Source organism: Membranihabitans maritimus (assembly GCF_021729145.1).
In the GTDB taxonomy this organism is placed as follows: Bacteria; Bacteroidota; Bacteroidia; order Chitinophagales; family Saprospiraceae; genus Membranihabitans; species Membranihabitans maritimus.
In genome coordinates this window covers 203,814-226,931 of the sequence record NZ_JAJSLW010000011.1, presented here as the reverse complement: position 1 = coordinate 226,931, position 23,118 = coordinate 203,814, and the positions used below count along the sequence as shown (strand labels likewise).

21 protein-coding genes are annotated in these 23,118 nt (G+C 38.4%); 7 read left to right on the top strand and 14 right to left on the bottom strand.

The features are described from left to right. Positions 1-367: 367 nt before the first annotated feature. Both LVD47_RS14860 and LVD47_RS14855 read left to right on the top strand, forming a co-directional pair. Positions 368-1,654 (top strand): cytochrome-c peroxidase, encoded by a 1,287-nt coding sequence (locus LVD47_RS14860; RefSeq protein ID WP_236978208.1) that lies wholly within the window; start codon positions 368-370, stop codon positions 1,652-1,654. Positions 1,655-2,089: 435 nt separating this feature from the next. After that, the gene (locus LVD47_RS14855) at positions 2,090-2,470 is read left to right on the top strand and encodes a group III truncated hemoglobin (protein ID WP_236978206.1); all 381 of its coding nucleotides are present in this window, start codon (positions 2,090-2,092) and stop codon (positions 2,468-2,470) included. 64 nt (positions 2,471-2,534) lie between these two features. Here the strand turns inward: LVD47_RS14855 and LVD47_RS14850 are convergent, their stop codons facing one another. Further along, positions 2,535-3,920, bottom strand: a complete 1,386-nt coding sequence (locus LVD47_RS14850; protein WP_236978204.1) for a vanadium-dependent haloperoxidase — start codon at positions 3,918-3,920, stop codon at positions 2,535-2,537. Between the two features lie 20 nt (positions 3,921-3,940). Further along, on the bottom strand, positions 3,941-4,429 hold the full coding sequence (locus LVD47_RS14845) for a hypothetical protein (protein ID WP_236978202.1): 489 nt from the start codon (positions 4,427-4,429) through the stop codon (positions 3,941-3,943). Between the two features lie 212 nt (positions 4,430-4,641). Between LVD47_RS14845 and LVD47_RS14840 the strand changes: the two genes are divergently transcribed. The 4 genes from LVD47_RS14840 (at position 4,642) to ilvD (ending at position 9,477) form a co-directional block, all read left to right on the top strand. Then, positions 4,642-5,319: a response regulator transcription factor gene (locus tag LVD47_RS14840; protein WP_236978201.1), complete on the top strand. Its 678-nt coding sequence runs from the start codon at positions 4,642-4,644 to the stop codon at positions 5,317-5,319. 94 nt (positions 5,320-5,413) lie between these two features. Next, positions 5,414-6,808, top strand: coding sequence for a sensor histidine kinase (locus LVD47_RS14835; RefSeq protein ID WP_236978200.1), 1,395 nt, complete (start codon positions 5,414-5,416; stop codon positions 6,806-6,808). 378 nt (positions 6,809-7,186) lie between these two features. Further along, on the top strand, positions 7,187-7,783 hold the full coding sequence (locus LVD47_RS14830) for a Crp/Fnr family transcriptional regulator (protein ID WP_236978199.1): 597 nt from the start codon (positions 7,187-7,189) through the stop codon (positions 7,781-7,783). Further along, a complete protein-coding gene (ilvD, locus tag LVD47_RS14825; RefSeq protein ID WP_236978198.1) occupies positions 7,783-9,477 on the top strand; it encodes a dihydroxy-acid dehydratase in 1,695 nt (564 codons plus the stop codon). The genes LVD47_RS14830 and ilvD overlap by 1 nt, the downstream gene beginning before the upstream one ends. A gap of 32 nt (positions 9,478-9,509) precedes the next feature. Here the strand turns inward: ilvD and LVD47_RS14820 are convergent, their stop codons facing one another. The 12 genes from LVD47_RS14820 to fabD form a co-directional block, all read right to left on the bottom strand. Then, a complete protein-coding gene (locus LVD47_RS14820; protein ID WP_236978196.1) occupies positions 9,510-10,139 on the bottom strand; it encodes a nucleotidyltransferase family protein in 630 nt (209 codons plus the stop codon). A 1-nt stretch (position 10,140) separates the two neighbouring features. Continuing rightward, positions 10,141-11,166 (bottom strand): XdhC family protein, encoded by a 1,026-nt coding sequence (locus tag LVD47_RS14815; protein ID WP_236978194.1) that lies wholly within the window; start codon positions 11,164-11,166, stop codon positions 10,141-10,143. Further along, positions 11,163-12,374: a molybdopterin molybdotransferase MoeA gene (locus LVD47_RS14810; protein ID WP_236978192.1), complete on the bottom strand. Its 1,212-nt coding sequence runs from the start codon at positions 12,372-12,374 to the stop codon at positions 11,163-11,165. Before LVD47_RS14810 ends, LVD47_RS14815 begins: the two co-directional genes overlap by 4 nt. A gap of 9 nt (positions 12,375-12,383) precedes the next feature. Further along, complete coding sequence (locus tag LVD47_RS14805) at positions 12,384-13,463, bottom strand: HesA/MoeB/ThiF family protein (RefSeq protein WP_236978190.1); 1,080 nt, start codon at positions 13,461-13,463, stop codon at positions 12,384-12,386. A gap of 124 nt (positions 13,464-13,587) precedes the next feature. Next, positions 13,588-14,211, bottom strand: coding sequence for a molybdenum cofactor guanylyltransferase (gene mobA / locus LVD47_RS14800; RefSeq protein ID WP_236978188.1), 624 nt, complete (start codon positions 14,209-14,211; stop codon positions 13,588-13,590). Further along, positions 14,192-14,674, bottom strand: a complete 483-nt coding sequence (gene moaC / locus LVD47_RS14795) for a cyclic pyranopterin monophosphate synthase MoaC (RefSeq protein ID WP_236978187.1) — start codon at positions 14,672-14,674, stop codon at positions 14,192-14,194. The genes mobA and moaC overlap by 20 nt, the downstream gene beginning before the upstream one ends. A 227-nt stretch (positions 14,675-14,901) precedes the next feature. Continuing rightward, a complete protein-coding gene (locus tag LVD47_RS14790; protein ID WP_236978178.1) occupies positions 14,902-16,113 on the bottom strand; it encodes a hypothetical protein in 1,212 nt (403 codons plus the stop codon). A gap of 156 nt (positions 16,114-16,269) precedes the next feature. Then, positions 16,270-17,253 carry a GTP 3',8-cyclase MoaA gene (gene moaA, locus LVD47_RS14785; RefSeq protein ID WP_236978176.1) on the bottom strand — a complete coding sequence of 328 codons (984 nt, stop codon included), beginning with the start codon at positions 17,251-17,253 and terminating at the stop codon, positions 16,270-16,272. Between the two features lie 229 nt (positions 17,254-17,482). Beyond that, positions 17,483-17,728, bottom strand: a complete 246-nt coding sequence (locus LVD47_RS14780) for a MoaD/ThiS family protein (RefSeq protein ID WP_236978168.1) — start codon at positions 17,726-17,728, stop codon at positions 17,483-17,485. Between the two features lie 734 nt (positions 17,729-18,462). Continuing rightward, the gene (gene abc-f, locus LVD47_RS14775) at positions 18,463-20,385 is read right to left on the bottom strand and encodes a ribosomal protection-like ABC-F family protein (RefSeq protein ID WP_236978166.1); all 1,923 of its coding nucleotides are present in this window, start codon (positions 20,383-20,385) and stop codon (positions 18,463-18,465) included. Positions 20,386-20,391: 6 nt separating this feature from the next. Next, a complete protein-coding gene (locus LVD47_RS14770; RefSeq protein ID WP_236978164.1) occupies positions 20,392-20,946 on the bottom strand; it encodes a YqgE/AlgH family protein in 555 nt (184 codons plus the stop codon). A gap of 11 nt (positions 20,947-20,957) precedes the next feature. Beyond that, complete coding sequence (fabD, locus tag LVD47_RS14765; RefSeq protein ID WP_236978162.1) at positions 20,958-21,836, bottom strand: ACP S-malonyltransferase; 879 nt, start codon at positions 21,834-21,836, stop codon at positions 20,958-20,960. Between the two features lie 213 nt (positions 21,837-22,049). Between fabD and LVD47_RS14760 the strand changes: the two genes are divergently transcribed. Continuing rightward, a complete protein-coding gene (locus LVD47_RS14760) occupies positions 22,050-23,111 on the top strand; it encodes a sensor histidine kinase (RefSeq protein WP_236978154.1) in 1,062 nt (353 codons plus the stop codon). Positions 23,112-23,118: the final 7 nt, after the last annotated feature.

Genomic DNA, 23,118 nt, shown 5'->3' with positions numbered 1-23,118 from the left:
CTGACACCTTTAATGATGCCTTTTCCTTTATCGCTCACTACCACAGTTCTTAACCGCAGCAGCATAAAGGCGGTTTGAAACCAATGCCTGTGGACCGATTCCGAGGGGCCCCTCCCTCATCTTTTACTCAGCATAAGTAATAAACAAAGAACTTTTCCTTTGTTCAATCCTTGTCAGGACACTCAATATCCTGAATTGTGAATGAAAAAAATTTCTTAAAATTATCTAGATTAACAGTCTAGAACTGTGGATTTCTATTTTTTTATTATTTTTGTATCAATGCAAAATACGATATCCCATGGCCAGAAATTTACTTTTTTTCACAGTTATTTTAATTCCATTTTTTTATTCCTGTACTCAAGACGTTATGAACGTCAGCAATTTGGATGTCAAATTGGAAAATAGTGTCAGGGATGCGGCTCCTAACAATGCTTTGGATTATTGGATATTAGCCAATTCCAAAGATTATAAAAATATACCTCAGGATCCAAAAAACCCTTTGACAGAAGAAAAAGTCAAACTAGGAAACTTTCTATTCTTTGAAACAGGTATCGCTTTAGATGCCCGTTTTGATGCAGGGTTACAAACCTATTCGTGTTCCTCGTGCCATATTGCAGAAGCGGACTTCAAACCCGGAAGGATGCAAGGAATAGGTGATGGAGGAATTGGTACCGGGAATGCGGGTGAAACCCGCCTTAAACATGAAGTTTACCCGGATGCTGCTTCCCTCGATGTACAGGGAATTCGGCCCCTGACGGTACTCAATGTAGCATATTCTGCTAAAAATACAAATTGGAACGGATCATTTGGATCCAAAGAAGCAAATGAGGGTTATGAACACCGTTTTTCAGAGGATGTAGATGAAGGATTAAGCCTGAACAAATTGGGCTTTGAAGGGTTGGAAACTCAATTGCAGGAAGGATTTAAATTACACAGGTTCAAGATGAACCAAACAATAGCAGATACTCTAGGATATACCACTTATTTCGACGAAGCCTTCCCTGATGTTCCGGAATCAGACCGGTATACTCCTCAAAACGTTGCGTTGGCAATGGCAGCCTATTTGCGAACCATTAATACAACGGAAGCACCTTTCCAAAAATGGCTAAAAGGAAATAAATACGCTATGACCGAGCAAGAAAAAAGAGGTGCATTATTATTCTTCACAAAAGCGAATTGTACATCCTGCCATGCGGGTCCGGCTTTTAGCGATACACGGTTTTTTGCAGTCGGCGTTAACAATCTAGATGATTTACCAACCTTTGTAGATGAACCCCGTGCACGCAATAAAAACTTTGGACGAGGATTTTTTACAGGAAATGCCGATGATCTCCATAAGTTTAAAGTTCCTACATTGTATAATCTTACGGGAACACCATTTTACTTCCATGGAAGTAGTAAAAGAGACTTAAGAGAAGTAGTAGAGTATTTTAACGATGCTATCCCTGAAAATCCGGACGTCCCGGAGGAAGTAATCGCTTCCAATTTCAAACCCCTGGGATTGACGGAAACGGAGATAGATGATATAACAGCCTTTTTGGCAAATGCATTGGATGATCCAACGGTCGAACGCTACAAACCCACCTCCCTGCCATCCGGGAATTGTTTCCCGAATAATGACCCGGTGTCGAGAAGGGAAATGGGGTGTGAGTAATACGGCAAAGGAATTATTGGCCATTATTCCAATCATTGAGAAATGTAAAATTGGCTTTTAATGCTAAAATTAGACCTCTCCAGAGCAATAGGTAGTTCGTATCAATTTTATTTTATCGTATTCTTGAATCTCCTATTGAGAGATTACCATAGGACTCTACCTTTCACAATAGCAAGGATATTTTATAGCGATTCATACACGCAAATAAATTACGCGCGAAAAACCGGTGATCCTCACCAAGAAAGAGATAATTATCAGTACCCGTTTGAAATAATTTAAATATAAATAATCCTTTATTTCACCCACCGACATGCAGTCTTTTAAACATAAAAAAGGGTTGACCGAAATCAAATTGGGTTCCAATAAATGCATGAATATCCTTACATTTGCATTATTACCTTTATTGAAAGAAGTAGCTAATTTAATAGTACCCAAATGAAAAAGAAAAGGGATATACAAACCGTCAAAGAGATTGAGATCTTCGTTGATACCTTTTATTCCTCCGTCCGTAATGACGACTTGTTGGGTTCGATTTTCAGTGATTCAATTGGAGATAATTGGCCTTCCCATTTGCGTAAGATGTATACATATTGGGAAAATGTTTTGCTTTACAATTACAAGCCTTCTGACAGTAAATACTCATCACATTCAGACATGTTACTGAATAAAATACACTACGATCGCTGGATACAATTGTTCGAAGAAACAGTTGACCAAAATTTTGAAGGTCCTATTGCCGAGAAAGCCCTGCAAAAGGCTCGCAAAATGATCGAAATTTATTCATTCAAGTCAGCCTACTACAAAGGCAATTTCTGATAACCGGAAAACAATGACGAGAAGATTTTAAATTTTTAAAGAGCGTATTTCAAAGTTTAGGATTTTATTTTATCCAATCAATCTCCATATTGACTTTTCTTCCTATCTTTTTACCCAATTTCGTTCCCGCCTCTGAATCCATCCGGAAATGAACTCCCATCGGTATACGTGAATAAGCATTTTCTTCACACATCTCCTCAAAATTATTGAAGGATCTCGGCGTTCCTTTAAACTCAGTCCGATCCTCGTGACAGCGATCAGTCATTGAGAAGTTATACCCCATAATATTGGAAAGTACAGTTGCAGCTGCAGCACTAAATGTCGCATGTCCGGATGGATATGTAGGAAAAGGAGGAGTAAAGTAATGTGATCCATCCGGACACATAATAGTATTCCATGATGAATCCTGTATGACATTCCGGATATAATCTATCGGTCTGAGGTAATTAAACCGAAATTTCTCGCCCCAGGACCTAATCCCCGCATCGCAAAGTGCTATACCCAATTTTGCATATAGGTACAAAGCCTTTTCCATATTGTCGATATGTCCTCCTTCAATAATCTGATTTCCAATTGAAATCCATCTACCGGCAGGAGTAAAAGTAACAATGGGACAGTCATCACTCCAAAACTCGGCTATCCAGCGATCTTCGCCATTGTGTCCTTGTTTGATACGGTTGACAAGATTTCGGGTTTCCAGTGCCTGTGCATAGATTTGTGAATTAGGATTATCACTATAAGGCAATGGAGGGTCACATTTGTCATCCTCATCCGCTACAAAAGTTCGTACCTTCCCCCACCTCGGCGTCAAAGCCGGTGTATAATCCGGATAAGTGGGTTGCCAAAGACCTTGCCCTAAAGGAGGATGGTAACCAGGATCGATGGTACGGAGATAACCTCGGTGCCCAAAATCATCACGAGTTGACCAATCATACACAGCATCAGCTATTCTACGTCCATGGGATATCGAACGCTGACGGACCTCAGAAAAACCCTCTATTCCTATTTTATCGTAAATACTATTGGCCAATGAAATCATTCGGGCTTGCTGTTCTGTAGGAGCCGTTTCAAAATAATGCTGAAAAGCCCTTTCATAGGCAGCATTTAATACCAATTCCCAATTATACTTTTCCCCAAAAGAAATACCTGGAACAGATAAGCCAGGCAATTGACTTGCTATTGAACGAAAATGGTCCGACTTACCTGGTATCACAGCTTCATATGCCGTCACCCCAATATAGGCCATTGTCCGGGATGATACCGTAGGCCTGTATCCCGGCGTATACCGTTCTATTTCCAGTAAAAATTTATTCCACTGCAGAGCAATTTCCGGAGTGTGAATGGTGTCTGTATCATCGATATCAATTGGATGGTCCTCCTTACAGGCAGTGAAAACAATTAGCAAAGATATACACCACAATAAATGCTTATTTCGTAAAATCCTGTTCATAATAGTCTGCTTTAACTCTTTCATATACACTCTCGTGATTGTATGGAATGGACTTTTGTCCTAACCTTTTCCAGGGCATCTTTGGATCTGATGTCTCCCAAAAGCTTTTCCATTTCCATCTTCAATTCCTGGTTTTGAAAATTCAAAATTCTGATAGAATCCGCCATTATGGCATCATATACTTCCATTGCATCGATTTTCCCATGTATGTCATCTCCCAGACGATCATATGAATCCACTTTTCGGAGCATAGATGCATTCTTAAGACTTAATAAGGTCTCCCTTTCTTTTATAGGAATATCGCATGGTAACAAATTCTCCACTTCATGTAAAGTAGCTATCCAATGAGATTCTGTTCCCCATTGAATTTCATATATTTTACAAGAATTCGACTTTATAGTACGGGCGAAATGTAATATCTCTGACCGTCCTCCCTCCTTGCAAGAATTTAAGGTTGTTAATACTACAACTCCCAAACCGACTAATTTAATTTTCTTCGGTATATCCACTTTCTACTCCACTATTTTACAAATACATTTTAATGAATCTATAAAAATCCCATTTTTGGAAATGAGAAAATTTTGAACAAAGATATTTCAACTTTCGTTTGATTATTCTTATCAAATCCTTAGAATCTACTTAGAATTCAATGGCTAAAGTGGTTTGTTAAGTGGAAATATCGCATCTTGTACATTGACAGTATTCCAGTAAATCATTACTTATGAAAATACTTTTAATAGAAGACGAAATAAAAGTAGTGTCATCCCTTTGCAAAGGATTAAGTGAAAATGGGTTTTTAGTGGAGTATGCATATAATGGGAATGATGGGTATGCCAAAATATTACAAAACGATTATGATATTATCATTACTGATATTATTATGCCCGGCATGAACGGGTTTGACCTGGTTCAGAAAAGTAGATCACTGGGGATAAAAACTCCAATTATAATGATTACGGCACTTGGAGACACTGAAGACAAAATAACCGGCCTGGAAGTAGGGGCAGACGACTATATAGTTAAACCTTTTGAATTCAATGAACTCCTGGCTAGAATCAGAGCTTTATCACGACGAAACAACGAACTCAAATCCAATAAGGGAATCCTTCGTTTTGAAGATCTGGAAATCAATACGAATAATTTGGAAGTAAAACGCCAGGGACAATTAATAGAATTGACACCTAAAGAATTTGCCCTAATTGAATACTTCCTTCTAAACCAGGGGCGTGTCATATCAAAAACAGAAATCGCTGAAAAAGTCTGGGACATCAACTTTAAGACACAAACCAATGTAATAGAGGTATATGTATCTTACCTGAGAAATAAAATTGACAAACCGTTTAATAATAAATTAATTCATACGCTTTTCGGGTCGGGATATATCTTAAAAAAAGATTGAATCGCTCCAAATATACGTTTAAATTAAATTGCGAAGGTTTTCGAGTGTCTGCTATTGACAACTAACAAGCAAAATAAAATAAAGGGAAAATCCAATGCAAATCCGCAAAAAAACCACCTTACAATTTATTCTGATAGTAGCGGGCATATTGATTACTTCATTTCTATATATCCACTTCCAGTTTAAAACGTCACTTCAAAAAGAATTCTATCAAAATCTCGAATCCAAAGCTTTGATGATGGGCAAAATGATCATCGATGATAAACCTACCGTCCGGCCACTTAATACCCCGCGCACTATCGGATCAGATAGTTTGGCAGAAATGTATAAAGAAAACATATCTATATTTGATACTACAGGAACCCGCATTTATTCTTTCCATCCATCTCTGATATCTTTACCTTCAAGTATAATTACAGAAATTTTAAAATCTGAAAAGCATAAATTTTTAATTGGGGATCTGAATGCCCTTGGAATAAAATACCTGGATCAAAATAGTCTACCTTATATTGTTGTAGCTGAAGCAAATTTCAACCCCATACACCTCAAACGACTTACTCAAATTCTATATTGGGTATTCTTCCTTTCGATCATCCTTGTGGCATTGGGAGGATGGATATTATCCCACCAATCACTCCGACCCCTCAACCGCATTATGAACCAAATTGATCTATTTGAACCTTCTAACCTTAATCAACGAGTAACTGTACCAAACCAAAAAGATGAGTTGTCCAGATTAGCCATTACATTCAATAAATTGCTTGAAAGAATTGAAAATGCATTTAATACTCAAAAGATGTTTCTATCAAATATTTCACACGAATTAAAAAATCCACTAAATGTTATAACCTCACAAATTGAAATTATCCTGAATAAAGATAGAAATACGGAGGATTACAAAAAAGTACTTTCGTCAGTTTTATCGGACACCCGTGAACTTAATAAAATAGCTACTAAGTTAATGCAGCTTGCCCGTATTACATCGGACAATACTCCTGTTAAATTTACTCCGTGCAGGATCGATGAAATTTTGTGGCAGTCAAAAACACAGCTAATTAAACAACAACCGGAATATACTATAAAGCTGGATATCCTTAACTTACCTACAGAAGAGTCACACTTAAATATTGAAGGTAATGAACATTTATTGAAAATAGCTATCATAAATCTGATGGACAACGGTTGTAAATTTAGCCCTGATAAATCTGTAAGCGTATCACTTTCATACCATGAGGCCAAAGAATTTATCGTTACAATAACTGACACAGGACCCGGAATTTCTAAAAAGGACCTACCATATGTTCGAAATGCTTTTTACCGGGGAAAACGCAATTCTTCTATAAAGGGTTCTGGAATTGGCCTGGCTCTGGCTGACAACATATTTACTATGCATTCAATTTACATGAATATAGAAACCAATCAAGGAAAAGGGACTAGAATTGTGTTACATTTCCCATTACAAGCCCATGCGCCATACAATCATTCATAAAGGGATTGAAAATTAAACCCCGTTTTATTCCTTTATACAATTTATTTTATTAAAAAAATACCACTTTCATAATTTCTTATCAATGGATATACCAATAGGTAGGTCAAGTTTAATAAAAAATCAATTATCGGGAAGAAGTCCCCCATAATCCCGTTGAGTTAAACATTTTATTTTGCATACATACGACATCTATCGTCCTTTCCGGATTATATGTGAACCACAATTGTATAAAAGAAGGTCGGTGAAGAAATAAATTTTTTATGGTCACATAATAATTAATAAATCAAAAAATAAAACTTATAGGGTAACAGAAGAAAAATAAATATTTAATTATTTTATCTTTTTTGATGTATGTCAATATTTTACAAAAATATATTCATGATTTTTGTAAAAAAGATAATGAACTCAGCTCTAAAAGAAATCATCTCAAAAGTGATCCGGGTTAATCCGCCTGAACTGGAAGAAATAGGAAAGTTTTTTAGCCGCCAATCCCTTTCCAAAGGCGAATTTTTGTTAAAAGAAGGGAATTTTTGTTCCCACTTATATTTTATTGAAAAAGGATGTCTTCGGCTATTTTATATAGATTCCAAAGGACGAGAATTCACAAGATTTATGGCTTTTGAAAACACCTTCCTTTCATCAATGACCGCATTCATTTCAAGAGAACCTTCTACTGAGTACATTCAGGCTATGGAAAACAGTATTCTTTATTCTATTGGCTACGATGATTTTCTGGAATTGAGATCTTCTTTTCCCTCAGGGAACTATTTTTACATCTATATACTGGAATATGGAGTAACGGTTATTACAGCCCGTCTCAATAATATCCTTACAAAAAGTGCTTCCGAGCGCTACAGACAGTTACTCTTCAATAATCCCGAAATCATACAGAGATTATCTAATAATGATCTGGCAACTTATCTCAATATATCTCCCGAAACATTAAGCAGGTTAAAATCAAATTTATCATCATAATGAAACCATTAAATAAAACATCAAAAAATATTACACTGAATGATTCTCAACCTAATTCTCGGGCTATGCTTTACGGTATTGGTTTCCGGGAAGATGATTTCCACAAGGCCCAGATTGGAATTGCCAGTTTGGGTTGGGATGGAAATCCCTGTAACATGCATCTCAATGGCCTGGCAAAGGCTGTGAAAGATCAATTAGCACTATCAACGGAAATGATAGGTTTGGGATTCAACACCGTAGGGGTAAGCGATGGGATCAGTATGGGCACATCCGGTATGAGATACAGTTTGGTAAGCAGAGAAGTAATTGCCGATAGCATCGAGATCAATGCAGGTGCTCAATTCTACGACGGCCTCATAACAATCCCGGGATGTGACAAAAATATTCCGGGATGTATGATCGCTATGGGGAGGTTGGATCGACCATCAATCTTGATGTATGGCGGAACAATTGCTTCCGGATGTTACAAAGGACAAAAATTAAATCTCGTTTCTACCTTTGAAGCTTATGGCCAAAAGCTGGTAGGATCATTAGAAGAAAAAGACTTTCTGGAAATTGTGAGGAATGCCTGTCCGGGGGCCGGCTCATGTGGTGGTATGTATACAGCAAATACGATGGCTGCTGCAGCCGAAGTAATGGGAATCAGTCTACCCTATTCGTCTTCCAATCCGGCTCTCAGTCCTGAAAAACAAAGAGAATGTATTGATATAGTACCGGCTATGCAAAATCTGTTGGAAAACAATATAACCTTCCGCGATATCATGACAAAACAGGCCTTCGAGAATGCTATTACTCTCACCACAATCCTCGGGGGTAGTACCAATGCCGTACTGCACCTATTAGCGGTAGCAAAAAGTGTGGATATACACCTGGAACTAAATGACTTTAAGCGAATTAATGAACGTATTCCACTCCTGGGAAACTTCAAACCCAGCGGTCAATACTTAATGGAAGACCTCCACCATCTTGGTGGGATACCGGCCGTAATGAAATATTTATTGGAAGAGAAATTAATCCATGGAAATTGTATGACCGTCACGGGAAAAACAATTGCCGAAAACCTTGCAGAAGTAGAGCCGTTGGATTTTATAAATCAGGAAGTCATACGTCCCGTTCATATGCCCATCAAAAAAACAGGACACCTACAAATTCTTTACGGGAACCTTGCTGAAGAAGGGTGTGTGGCTAAAATTACAGGCAAGGAAGGTTCTTTGTTTACCGGTCCGGCTAAAGTATTTGATAAAGAAAACGATTTCCTGGATGCTATTTCAGCCAATAAAATCAAGAAAGGAGATGTAGTAGTTATTCGTTATGTAGGTCCCAGGGGAGGTCCTGGAATGCCCGAAATGCTAAAACCTTCCGGAGCTTTAATTGGTGCTGGTTTAGGTAAATCCGTCGCTTTGATCACGGATGGACGTTTTAGCGGAGGTACACATGGATTCGTTGTAGGACATATAGCACCTGAAGCTATCGACGGAGGAACAATTGCATTCGTTCAAAATGGAGATATGATTCAAATAGACATTAGTGAAAACCAAATTTCTCTCCTGGTACCAGAAGAACAACTTAGAAAAAGAAAAAAGCATTGGGTCCAACCGGACATCGATGTTCAAAGTGGTGTTCTGGCCAAGTTCGCAGCTTCCGTAAGCAGTGCTTCACAAGGTTGCGTCACCGATAATATCAATTTACGGTGATCAGAAAATAAACTAATTTTAATGAATAATGATCACAGTTTTTTTGAATTTCTATAATGCCTTCTGTATTCTTCCATAGTATCAATATCATACAAACTACGATTTTCAATACATGCAATCATGACATCCTCCGGATTATCACGGATAATTTTTTGGGCACCACCTTTTCCCTTCAGTCCCTTTAAAAGAGGAAAATATTTCGATGAAAAAATAGCAGGCACTCCTGCTTTTTCTCCCATACCAGTGGCTACAATACCTTTATCCCCTTTATTAAAGGCCTTTATTAATTTTTCCAGGTGACTTATCTTGATAAATGGCTGATCTCCCAAAAGCATTAAAACTCCGCCCGGGACTTCTTCTATTTGGGATAGATAATTTCCCAGACAGCCAATCGATCCCCCCATTCCTTCTTTCCAGTTTTTATTAATCAATACCGTCACATTCTCCAGTTCACTCCTAAGTGCTTTCTTTATTTCTGCCTCAAATGCTCCCAGGACAACAATGACCTCGGAAGTTTTTTCTACAGATTTTGCCAATTGAATGGCACTTCCCAACAACGTTGTATTTCCCCAGGGCAACAGTTGTTTCACTACATTTCCCATCCTTATCGATTCCCCGGCGGCCAGTATGCAGACAGCAATATTTTTGGAAATTTCAGACATGTTATAATTTCACCCCCGAATGGATCCGCCCCACTTTATCTTTCAATGGTTTGGGCTCCTGTTCCCGGAAAACAGATAAAATCTCTCCTACTACGGATATGGCAATCTCCCGCGGTGTCTCCGCACCAATATTTATACCTGCCGGACCTGAAACACTATCAAAAAATTCAGTGTCGATTTCAGGCAGTTGTCCCCACAACTCTTCGAACAATTTCTCCCTCCTTGTCCTTGGCCCCAGTAACCCTAAATACCTGGGCCTGTGTTCCACAAGTTTCATCATATATTGCAGATCCAATACATAGGAATGGGTCATAAGTACGACCGCCGTCCTTATATCCACCCAATCCGATGAAAAAAACTCGGGAGCGGAATTGATTATCTCCCCTGCACCCGGAAAATGTTTAGGTTCCCTGGGGTCAGATGAAGGGGCTATTATCGTCACTTGCCAACCACAACTCGCAGCCAGGGATGACAATTCGACAGCATCGTGCTCAGCGCCTATTATCAACAGTTTCAAAGAGGGTTTTAACTCATCGGTAAAGCAATCGAGCTTCCTATCCGGCTTTTGCAACGTACCAAAAGGAAAAACCTGGCCACTTTCCAGTATTAAATGGGATCCAAAAGCCTCATTTGTCCCTTCCTGCCTTGAATAATAGGACTTCACCAACACAGGACTCCGTTTTTCGACAGAACTTTTAAACGCAAGAATTAATGCTTCTGAAGGACAAAACTTTTCGATTAAAATAAATAAAATTCCTTCACAACCCAACCGGTACCTGCCGTCATAAGTCATAATTTTGGGGCTACCATCTTTAAAAACAGACATACTCTGACGCAATATTTCTTTTTCCACACATCCTCCACTTACCGCACCGGTCATTTGATCATCTTCTCGAATTAACATCCGTACTCCGGGACGGCGATATGAAGAGCCTTCCAGTTCAACCACTGTTGCGAGAACACATTCCAGACCCGATTGTCCGGCAGTTACAAAATCATCTATGATATTGTCCAATTCATGAATCATTGATTCCAATTTAATAAATTCCTCGTAGGAATAAAGGGAACCAAGGTTCCTTTTTCCAATCGTCCTTTCCCAGGATCTAAACGAACGAATCCATCTGTCTTCCCCAGGCTTATTAAATCCCCGGAACCGTTGCCTCCAATTACAAATACTTTTACTATACCATTTTCCGACTGGACCTTTGCATTAGAAAATATGGTCAATTTATCATGAGAAACCGTACTATCCCCCAATTCCAACATAAATTCCGGCACATCCAGGCCCCAGGATTTATACAACCAATCCCTGAAATAAATATGATAGTTGGCAAAAGTGGAAACGGGATTACCCGGAAAAGAAAATACAACTGTATTATGCTGCTCCTGCAAACCAAACCAAAAAGGTTTTCCCGGCCTTTGCAATACCCTATGAAACACTTTTTTGACCCCAAGCTTATCAAGGGATTCGGGAATAAAATCAAATTTCCCTTTGGAAACCCCTCCGCTTAGTAACAAAACGTCATTTTTTTTCAATGCCAACTCCAAACTTGAAAGAATATCCCCTCGCTCATCATTAACATGCAAATTTTCAGCCGAAATATTCTCTTCCAATAAAAGGGACCTGAGGCTCGCAGTATTGGACTGCCTAATCTGGTGCGGTTCGGGAATTTCATTAATTTCTACTAATTCATTCCCTGTAGAGATCGTGGCTATAACTGGGTTTTTGTGTACCAATACCTGTGATTTACCCACTGCCGCCAATATTCCAACTTCCGCACCTGAAATTTTACGGTTTTTAGAAAGAAGGAGATTCCCGGACTTTTTATCACTTCCTTCTTGATGTATATTTTTCCCGACTTCCGGTAGCGACTTTAAAACGGCGTATCCATCCACCAAATCGAGATCCTCATACATCACTATTGTATCGGCATTTTCCGGGACAACCGCTCCGGTCATAATTTCATAGCACGCTCCCGTATCCTTCAACAAAGGAGGAGGAGTCCCGGCCGGAATAATTCCCGAGACAGGAAATCGCAAATTTCCACCTTCCAGCCCTTTTGAATTAATCGCAATTCCATCCTTTGTAGAGCGGTTAAACGGGGGGAAATTCCTATCTGCAAAAATATCTTCCGCCAACACACGGTTGGTACTCCGAAGTAAATCCATGTGCTCCATACCGAATGAAAAAGTATGGGACATCACCCTTTGATATGCTTCTTCGAATGAAATCATTAGCGAATTCTATTTTACTTTTGCGAATTTTGACTGCCATTCCAAATACGCATTAATACCCCCTTCCAGGTGGAATACTTCAACGGCTGGATTGGCATTGAAAATATCAATGGCCTTTTGGCTCCTTATTCCTGATTGACATACAAAACATACAGATTTGGTAATATCTATCTCCCCCCGTCTTTCATCCAATTCCATCACCGGAATATTTTTAGCCGGTTCAAAATGAAACGACTCAAATTCCTCAGGAGTTCTTACATCAATAAGCTGTAAATTGCCCTTAACTATAGAATCAAATTCATCGGATGAAATGTTTTGATTCGTACAATAATTAACGCCGTAATTACCTTGTAGTTTTTTAATAACGAGATTTTCAGGTACAACCGGAAAGGTAATTTTCCGATACTGGTGCGTTAAAGAATCAAAAATGAGAAGTTTTCCGGAAAGGACCTCCCCCACTCCACTAATTACTTTCACTGCTTCCAGCGCCTGCAAATTTCCGACTATTCCGGGTAAGATTCCTAAAACACCATTTGTATTACAGTCGGGAATCTGTCCTGCTGATGGCATATCAGGAAACAAGCACCGATAGGTAGGCCCATCGTTGTAGTTGAACACACTTACCTGTCCTTCGTACCCGTGAAGAGCGCCGTATATAAAAGGTTTGTCCAAAATAACACAGGCATCATTGATCAGGTAGCGTGTGGGGAAATTATCCGTTGCATCTATCACTAAATCAAACGGGGCTATAAGTTCTAAGGCATTTTCAGTGCTCAAATAGGTTTCATAGGTATGGATAACGGTACTCGAATTTTGTCTGTGTAGCCTCTCCGCTAGAACTTGCACTTTAGATTCGCCAATATCGGATTCCGTATACAATACCTGACGGTGTAAATTAGATAATGAAACTTTATCTCCATCGACTATCCCAATGGCTCCGACACCCATCGCATTTAAATATTGCAATACGGGAATCCCAAGTCCTCCAGCCCCCACTACCAAAACCGAAGATTTTTTTAATTTCTCCTGGCTTCCTGGCCCAAAGCCCTTAAGGATCGTTTGACGGATGTATCTATTGTTTTGTTTCATATTTTCCAAGCAAATTTACAATGGCAAGCTGCAAGTTAGAGTATACCAGTACTTCGCTTTGCAACTTTCTGTTTCTATCTACTACAAAAAAGCCTATCAGGTCAGTTTGACGTTGACAGATTTTCTACATTTTATCATGAACTCCACTCCCGGCCCCGGACTCCCGTATTCTTACCTGCTCATAATCTTCCATTGTGTTAACGTTCATTAAAATTTTCTCGTTATCCGGAAAAACCAATTCTATGTCTGAATCAATCAAAAATTTCCTCGGCCCCATCCTTTCGCCCCGATCCAAACGCTCCCGAAAAGATTTTAATCCGGTTGATTCCCAGATAGTAACTAATGGTTCAGGATAACTGTCTTTATTTTTTGCATAAGTAGTTGCCATTTTCTTATCATTTCTTCGATCAAATATGTATCGAACAGCTTCCTTATCTAGTAACGGTAGGTCGCAAGCCAAAACAAACCATGAAGCTTCTTTATCAAAGTCATGAGCACTCATTATTCCATTCAACGGCCCCGGGAATTCATTTTTATCTACTATTCGTTTAAAACTACTTTCCAATTGAGAGGCTTGTTCTTGACGAAGACTCATAAAAACATCATCACAAACCGAAGACAATATAGAATAAACATATTCCCTTTGTGGTATCCCGTGATATTCAATCAATCCTTTGTCTGCACCCATTCTCGTACTTTTCCCTCCGGCGAGCACGAGTCCATATAATCTATTTCCGGTTAAAGTCATGTTTTCCACCTGATTTATACTCTAGCTGGATCTCTGTTATTCCGATATCGTGGGAGAGGGCTTTGCACATATCATAGACAGTCAATGCACTCACTGTAACCGCAGTCAATGCCTCCATTTCCACCCCTGTCCGGTCATTGCATTTTACAGTGCACTCAATTTTCAAAGAATGGGACTCAGGAAGGGGTTCCACATCTATATTCACTTTAGACAAAGCCAAATGGTGGCATAAGGGGATTAATTCCGAAGTTTTTTTAGCTGCCTGAATACCCGCTATTATAGCAATCTGAAAAATACTTCCTTTTTTATTTGAGAACTGGTTTGATTCCAGCTCTTTGTACACATCATCAGGGAAAATAACCCTGCCGGAGGCCGTTGCCATTCGTGCACTTGTCTTTTTGCCTGAAACATCTACCATGGTAGCATCGCCATCTTCGTTAATATGGGATAATTTTTTGTTCATGCTTTTGATTTTTCACTAAGATAAAGAAAATGCAAAGGTCAGGGAAAGGAATTAAACTCAAAAAATTATTACTTACTCACCAATGTAAATCCCGATAGTGTATATTCTTTCTAAAGATTCCTAATTCCCCACAGGCACTAAAAGAGATACTGAAACCTCTGATCATAGATAGCTAAACACGCATACTCTATTGTATAATGAACCGGTAGATATATCCATTGCGTGAATTACATATCATAATATTCCGGCTTGAATTTTAAGAAAATAATAATGTCATTGTCCGAATAGGATAGTCCCTCAAAATCATTTATCAAATAAGGCTGGAGCCAATCTTTATTCAGGTCGTAAAATTTCTTAAATACCATAGCAGGTGTAAATAGAACAAAATATCCATCATCAGTGTAATCCAATACTTTTGCCCGCAGGACATAATCCCGGGCAACTATCTTATGCCAATCAATCTTAACAGCGCTTGAATTCCCGGTTTTTATATTTTTACGTACCAGGTAGTTGGTCCCAAATCCCCGGTCTATCATACAAAACAGATTATCTCCTACCCGCTGAATTCCAAAAATATCAGTGACTATATTTTCATCCCTGTAATAGTGAGGATCAACCCGGTTTTCAGACACAAAAGGTAAACGGTCCAAATCAACCATTCCTTCCGTAAACACCAATCGATCAATTTCGTGAATACCATTCTTTGTCATTTCATATATAATATAGTTTGGGTCACGCACTGTGCAATGGTACAGGGTTTCACTATGAGGCGCTTTGATCAATTGTATATCTCCATAGTTATTTCGATACCACTCCGGAACTTCTGTGACACCTTTGTCAATAATTTTCTTTTCTTTCTCAGAATATAGAAAAAAGTCGTAGTATTCGTCATCATCCAATAGTCCTTTCGGTTTGTCTCTGTTATAGCTATAAAGAACAATATCTTCCTCTAAAGGAAGGTACAAGGTAGCCTTATTTACCGTTTTAAAATCATCCAACATCTCTCCCTGGTGACTCACTTTAAATATCACATTTCTAATCACATCAGGAATGAATACTCCTTCTTCATCAGCATAAAATCCTTTTGAAAAGGTTTGACCGTCTTTCACAATATTTCTGGTATCAAACCTATGCAAAAAATTACCTTCATAATTAAAATAGAGGTAATTTCCATGATCCGAATAAGACATTCCGTTTTGTCCAAAAACCATAAAAGAATCCAAAAAGTACGCATTTTGTACTTTTGAAAAAAGACTCTCTTCTCGGGAAGTATCCCCCAATCGTAGAAATTTCACATCCTCTACAAGGTCAAAAATGGAAACAGCTTTTTCCGGGAGATTAATCTTCTCTTCTTCCTGATTCTTCTGACAGGAAATACAAAAACTAAGCATAATACCCAGGTAAGCCGTATTCCAAAATTTGCTGAAAGTTTTTCTCACGATTGATATAAGTATATTTGTCAATCCCCTTAATGTAAGGCAATATCAAATTCTAATCAAATATTTACTAAATTCTTTGGTAAGCTAAAGAAACGAATCGCACCTACTGAGTGCAAAGCACCTAGTTCGCAGCTAAAGGTACTTTTCTTCACGAACTCATCCACCAATTGATGTCATGGAATTCTCAAATACGCCATCGTACATTTCCTGTTCTTCAAACCCCGTGGCAGAACGCGTCTGCAATGCATCCACAATACTTTCCCTGAATGCTTCGCCCGATGAATCCAACCGGATAAACTCCCGTATATTCAGTCTTGGTTTCCCATACAAACAAGTAATCACATCTCCGGTCGCTGATATTCTCAACCGGTTACAGCTTCCACAAAATGTACGTGTAAAGGATGGGATCAAACCAAAAGTCCCCCTAAATCCCTTAATCCGATAATTAATAGATGTCGACGTTTTCTCCGAAGGAATTTCTTCGATGTCCGGATAGAAGGACTGTATATGGTCAAAGATTTTTTTATAATTCCATTTTATCGTATTGAAGGACTTCGAACCTCCATTAAAAGGCATTTCTTCCAAAAACCGGACAGATACATTATGTTCACGGGTAAGGTCCAACATAGGGATAATTTCTTCTATATTCTGACCTTCCAAAGCTATACAATTCACTCTGATATTAAAACCTTTGGCTATCATTGCCATCAAATTGTCCATGACCAATTGGTGCTGGTCCCTGCGAGTTATTCGCTGAAAAGCACTCTCGTTAATGGCATCAAGGCTGACATTTACATCAGTTACTCCGAGCTCTTTCAATTCATCCAAATACGGGCCGATAACAGTATTGTTTGTAGTTACCGATATGGTTTTCAATCCCTCCAAACCTGCAAGATACCGTATCAAAACCATCAGATCCTTCCGTACAAATGGCTCACCTCCCGTCAACCGGATTTTGTCAATACCCTGCTCTACTAATATCGAACTGATTTTACATAGTTCCTCCATTGTTAATAAATCATCCCTTTTGGCAAATTCAATTCCTTCTTCGGGCATGCAATAGTTGCATCGAAGGTTGCACCGATCCGTAACGGCCAACCGAAGGTAATTTATCGCTCTGTTATGGTTATCTACTAACATACATTCTATTTACAATTCCGCTTCTTTCCCAACTTTCCACATCATTTCAAAGATAAAGATTAATACTGACTCCCATTATAAAGATATGAGCTTTTAGCGGTAAGCTTCAAACTATCCTTATCCATCAAAAACCTTTTACTCTATCTTTGCCTGACATCCTAAGTAAACATAGACTTCAAATCCGGTATGCGGAATTGATCCATATTCACTTCCACTTCCAATCCCGGAATTAACCGCCACTTACAGGAGGGATAAGTGCTATTTCGTCGGTTTTAGTGATCTTGGTTGAGTCCATGGCAAATTCCTGGTTTACAGCAATCTTCAATGAAGAAAGTTCCTTCAATCCGGGGTACTTCTCACCCAAAAACTCCCTTATATTCCCTACAGTCCCCAATTGAGAGAGCTCATCAGACAACGCTTTGACTTCGCCTTCATCTATAATATCCCGTGTTATGCCAAAAAGTAAAATCTTCAATTGTCTGCTATTTTAATACATGAATACTTCTTACACCTTTCCATTTAACACTGTTTTATTCTATTTGTTGCTCCAATCAGGTTTAATATTTCTTTTCTACCATGTATCCAAATCTTACTATTTTACACAAATGAATAAAAACTGCAATAATACATTGAGGATTTAAAATATTCTGACCTCAAGAGGTCTTAAGAATTTATACCAGATTACAGCCCGCCACCAAGTGGTCCGTAGGGTAGATGTCGCAGATTTTCGTAGAAATAAAATGATTGTCTGCGATAATCCGCGTACATCAGCGGGAAATATTTGCAATCAAATTAGCTTTGTACCTTAACTCAATTGCATCGATAAATCCCGGAGGGATTGGATTATGTAAGCCCAAACCTCAAATTTCAAATCGACCCCATAGGGTGTCGAATTATATCTTAAAAACACCTGTTAACCTGAATTATTCACTATAACTACTAATAATAAATTATTAAATATATAACTAATTTATAATGATCTATTTAAAGTAAATTCATTTGCTCAAAAATGGAAGTTGTTTGAATTATATTCATGAATAATCCAGGTCAAGCCTTAATATGTCAAACCCCTTCCTATTCTGTACTCAGTATCCGGCCTTTTGTTCTGTTATTAATTTGCGGGATGATTCCCGTTGTGACCGGTACATCTCAAAATGCAAATACAGGCTAGTGCATCAAACACAAGTGATGTATGGAGGACGACACACTTCAGATCTCTATCTCCTCATATTCCTCTACTAATCGCTCCCATTCTTCCATGGTAGAATCAATCTCTGAAATCAATACACCGTGTTTTTTCATTACTTCACTGGCACTATCGGACTGATAAAAGTCAGTGGCTGCCATTTCTCTTTCCAACACACTCTTTTTCCCTTCGAGCTTTTCAATTTGCTTTTCCATTCGATTGATCTTCTTCTGCAAGTCCTTTCGCAAATTAAACAACTGAACTCTTTCTTCTTTGGTCAGTGTTTTTGCACCTGTCTTCTTAGGCTGGGAAGCAATTTCAATCGAACGCATGTTATCTTCGTTGCGTTTCTCCAGAAAATAATTTACATCGCCGAGGTACTCTATCACTTCTCCGTCTCGGAATTCGCAGGTCCTGGATGTTAATCCCACTAGCAAATCCCTGTCGTGTGAAACCACTAAAAGTGTCCCTTCGTAATTCATCAAGGCTTCTTTGAGAATGGCCTTCGTTTGGAGATCCAGGTGATGTGTAGGTTCATCAAGTACCAAAAAATTAATAGGGTATAATAACAAGCGAGCAATAGCCAATCGAGTTTTTTCCCCACCAGACAACACTTTAATTTTCTTATCAACATCTTCACCACTAAAAAGGAAAGATCCCAAAATAGACCGGACTTTCGTACGCATATTTTCGGGGCAATCATTTTCCATAAACTCCAACGGGGTGCTATTCGGCGGTAAAAATTCGACCTGGTTCTGGGCAAAATATCCCAGATCTACATTCTGACCTACTTTGACGATTCCGGAAGTAGGTTCCAGGTCTCCGACGATTATTTTTGTCAAAGTAGACTTCCCTTGGCCATTTTGGCCGACAAAGGCGACCCGGTCACCCCTCAATATTTCCATCGTGACCCCCGAAAACACATTTAATGCCCCGAAAGATTTAGCAGCATCCGTGATTTTCACCACTTCATTAGCCGATCTTTTTACAGGTAAAAATGAAACTCTGATGTGTTTATCGGACTCTATCACTTCCTCTACTTTTTCCATTTTCTCCAGGCTCTTTTCCATTGATTTGGCCATGGATGCTTTAGTTGCTTTCGCCCGGAACCTTTCGATAGTACGTTCCTTCTCTGCTATCAACTTTTGTTGGTTTTCATAGGCGGCCTTTCGAATCTCCAGTCTTTCATCTTTTTCTTCCAGATATCCGGAATAATTAGCTACATAATGGTCTACTCTGCCATTGTCCAATTCATAAACTTCCGATACGATATTATCCAAAAATTCTTTGTCGTGTGAAATCAGGATGACGATTCCCTGGTAGTCTTTTAAAAATTTCTCCAACCAAATTATTGAATCAATATCCAAATGATTGGTTGGCTCATCGAGCAAAAGAATTGAAGGACGCGCCAAAAGTATTTTAGCCAATTCCACACGCATTTGCCAACCTCCGCTCAATTTCTGGACATTCTTGTCCATGGTTTTAGCCGTAAACCCCAATCCTTTTAACACATGTTCTATTTGCGCATCCATTGTAGACGCACCTAAATAAGCCAGTTTATCAGTTAAATCTGCTATTTCCTGAATGAGATCCTGGTATCCTTCTGACTCATAATCGGTCCGCTCAACCAGGTCAGTATTAAGGACATTAAGTCGATCTTCTATAGTCCGTATGGATTGAAAAGCCATTGCGGCATTTTCCCGTACGGACAAATCATTACTCAAATCTATATGCTGTGTTAAATAGCCAATTGTATAGCTAGCGGGTATGTCAATTTGACCTGCATCCGGGATAATTTCCCGGGATATTACTTTCAACAATGTACTTTTACCAGCTCCGTTTTTCCCCAGTAGTCCACATTTTACATTATCCTTGAATGTCAGACTTATATTATTGAATAGTGCTCTATCACCAAAAAATAAACTCAACCCCTGAATTGCTAACACACTGACTTAATTTAAATTTGAAAATTCGGACATTGAAGCTATTACCTCATAGGTTCCACCCTTATTATTCATCACCTGGGACCAAAGCTTCATTTCAGAATCCGAAAATAAGTAATTCTTATCCATATTGGCTAAAACCCAGGACTTATAAGATAATTCTTCCTCCAACTGCCCGGATGACCACCCTGAATACCCAATAAAAAACTTAATGTCATCTGGAGTAATTACTTGATTTTCAAATAAAAACTTCACTTTATCAAAATCTCCCCCCCAATATACTCCATCCACTACTTTTACACTATTTTCAATAAGATCCCCTTTATTATGTAAAAAATGGATAGTATCGTGTGCTACCGGACCTCCGAAAAATAATTTCATATCTGAATCAGGAAAGCCTTCAAGTAGTTCGTGGACATGGACATCCAGAGGCTTATTAACTATAAATCCTACTGTTCCATCCGTATGGCAATCACAAATAAGTACAACTGCCCTTTTAAAATTGGTATCTATCATAAAGGGTTCAGCAAGGAGTAATTTCCCATTTTCAATACCATAATCCATAGGATAATCTTTTATAAGGATTCTGAATCAATTGATCGATCTATCTTTTTAAGCATTCCCTGTAAGATACCGCCTTTTCCCCCTACTTCATAAAATTTATCAGCACCATCTTCCACCATTTTTTTCATGGTTTGCGTCCACTTCACCGGTGCGGTCAATTGGGCAATCAGGTTTTGTTTTATTTTTTCCGGGTCCCTTTCCGGAAATCCCGTTACATTTTGGTAGATCGCACAAGTAGGTTCTGTGAATGGCGTCTCAGAAATGGTTTGAGCCAAATGCTCTTCCGCCGGTTTCATCAGAGGGGAGTGAAATGCTCCTCCTACTTTCAACACCAATGCCCTCCTTGCCCCCGCTTCTTTAAGCTTTTCTACGGCTTCATGAATACCCGATACGGAACCGGAAATAACGAGTTGACCTGTCGTATTATAATTCGCCGGAACGACGACATCTTCGATCCCTTCGCAAATTTTTTCTATTACATCATCATCAAGCCCCAAAATAGCAGCCATAGTTCCTTCCGTTATATCGCAGGCTTTCTGCATAGCCAGGGCTCGCTCCTTAACCAAATTCAATCCCGCTTCAAAGGTTAGAGCTCCTGCAACCGTAAGCGCCGAAAATTCACCAAGGGAATGACCAGCCATCATTGCTGGATTTCGATCTTTTCCTCTTGTGAAAGCCGTTATGACACTGTGAATAAAAATAGCAGGTTGAGTTACTCTAGTCTGTGTTAATTCCTCTTCTGTACCACCGAACATTACCTCACTGATATCCCAGCCAAGTATTTCATTAGCTTTTTTGAAAAAAGACTTTGCTTCATCAGATGAATTATACAAATCCTCACCCATATTTACGAATTGGGCCCCTTGCCCGGGGAATAAAAATACTTCCATGTTGTCAAATCTTATTTATACGAATTAAACAAATATTACCTTAATTTTTAAACTTTCCGAATCTTCTTTACATATTTGACCTGAATTTTTAGCGAAAACTTCTGACATTTTTTATTCCTACCCTCCCTAATAATGTCGTTGGTCTAACGAATCCAAAATATTGTATAAAAAGCTTTTGTACCTTGTAAAAATTTTTTTCATTTACTCCTGACAATGGAAGGTATAATCAAAAAGAAACTATTCAAGAACGCCCATATTTATAGCTATGCGGCACAATACTCCAAACCACTGCATATTGTATTTTGGATTGTCTTTTTTTTGGCTTTGACAATAATTGACACCAATCAATTGGATTCAAAAACAAATATTATATCTAATCTAACACTAACAGTTTTTTTTGCAGGCATTGTATATATGAACATACTATACCTGATTCCCAAATATCTATTTAATAAGAAGACCTTTTTATATGTGGTTTTTTTACTTACGGGAATTGTATTGATCACCCCTGTATATATCAGCCTTCAAATATTGATCTTGCGTAATTATCCTTCGCTGGCCAACCAATATTACTTTAATTTTAGTACCATTATTTTACTGGAGCTATTCGTAGCAATTGCCTCGTTGGTTTATGCAATTATTATCGATTGGCTTAAAAAAAGAGTTGAAATATCAGAACTTTACACAACAAATATAGAAACGGAACTCAATTTTCTAAAAACACAGATAAACCCACATTTCCTGTTTAACTCCCTGAATAGCATATATGCCCTTACGCTCAAAAAATCAGATGAGGCACCAGAATTGGTTTTAAAGTTATCGGAAATAATGAGATATATGCTGTATGATTGCAATGAAGACCTTGTTCCCCTAGAACAGGAAATTAGTTATATTCGTAATTATCTGGAGCTTGAAAAAGTCCGTAAAGGAAGATTAAATGAAATTGTATTCAACGTAGAGGGGGATCCGGATGGCAAATTCATTGCCCCTTTGCTTCTCATTACTTTTGTAGAAAATAGCTTTAAACACGGTGTCAATAATGTGGAAGAAGGATATGTTCATATTGATTTTAAAATTGACGAAAAAGAAGTTTATTTTAATATAGTTAACAGCGTATCTCCACAAATTCACATTGTTAAGTTGAAAAAAAATAGTGGTGGAATAGGATTGGAAAATGCCAAGCGAAGACTTGAACTATTATATCCTGATAAACACCATCTCAAAATCAAAAAAAGTATTGACAAATTTGAAGTTTCTCTTTTATTAAATATTTAAAAATTAC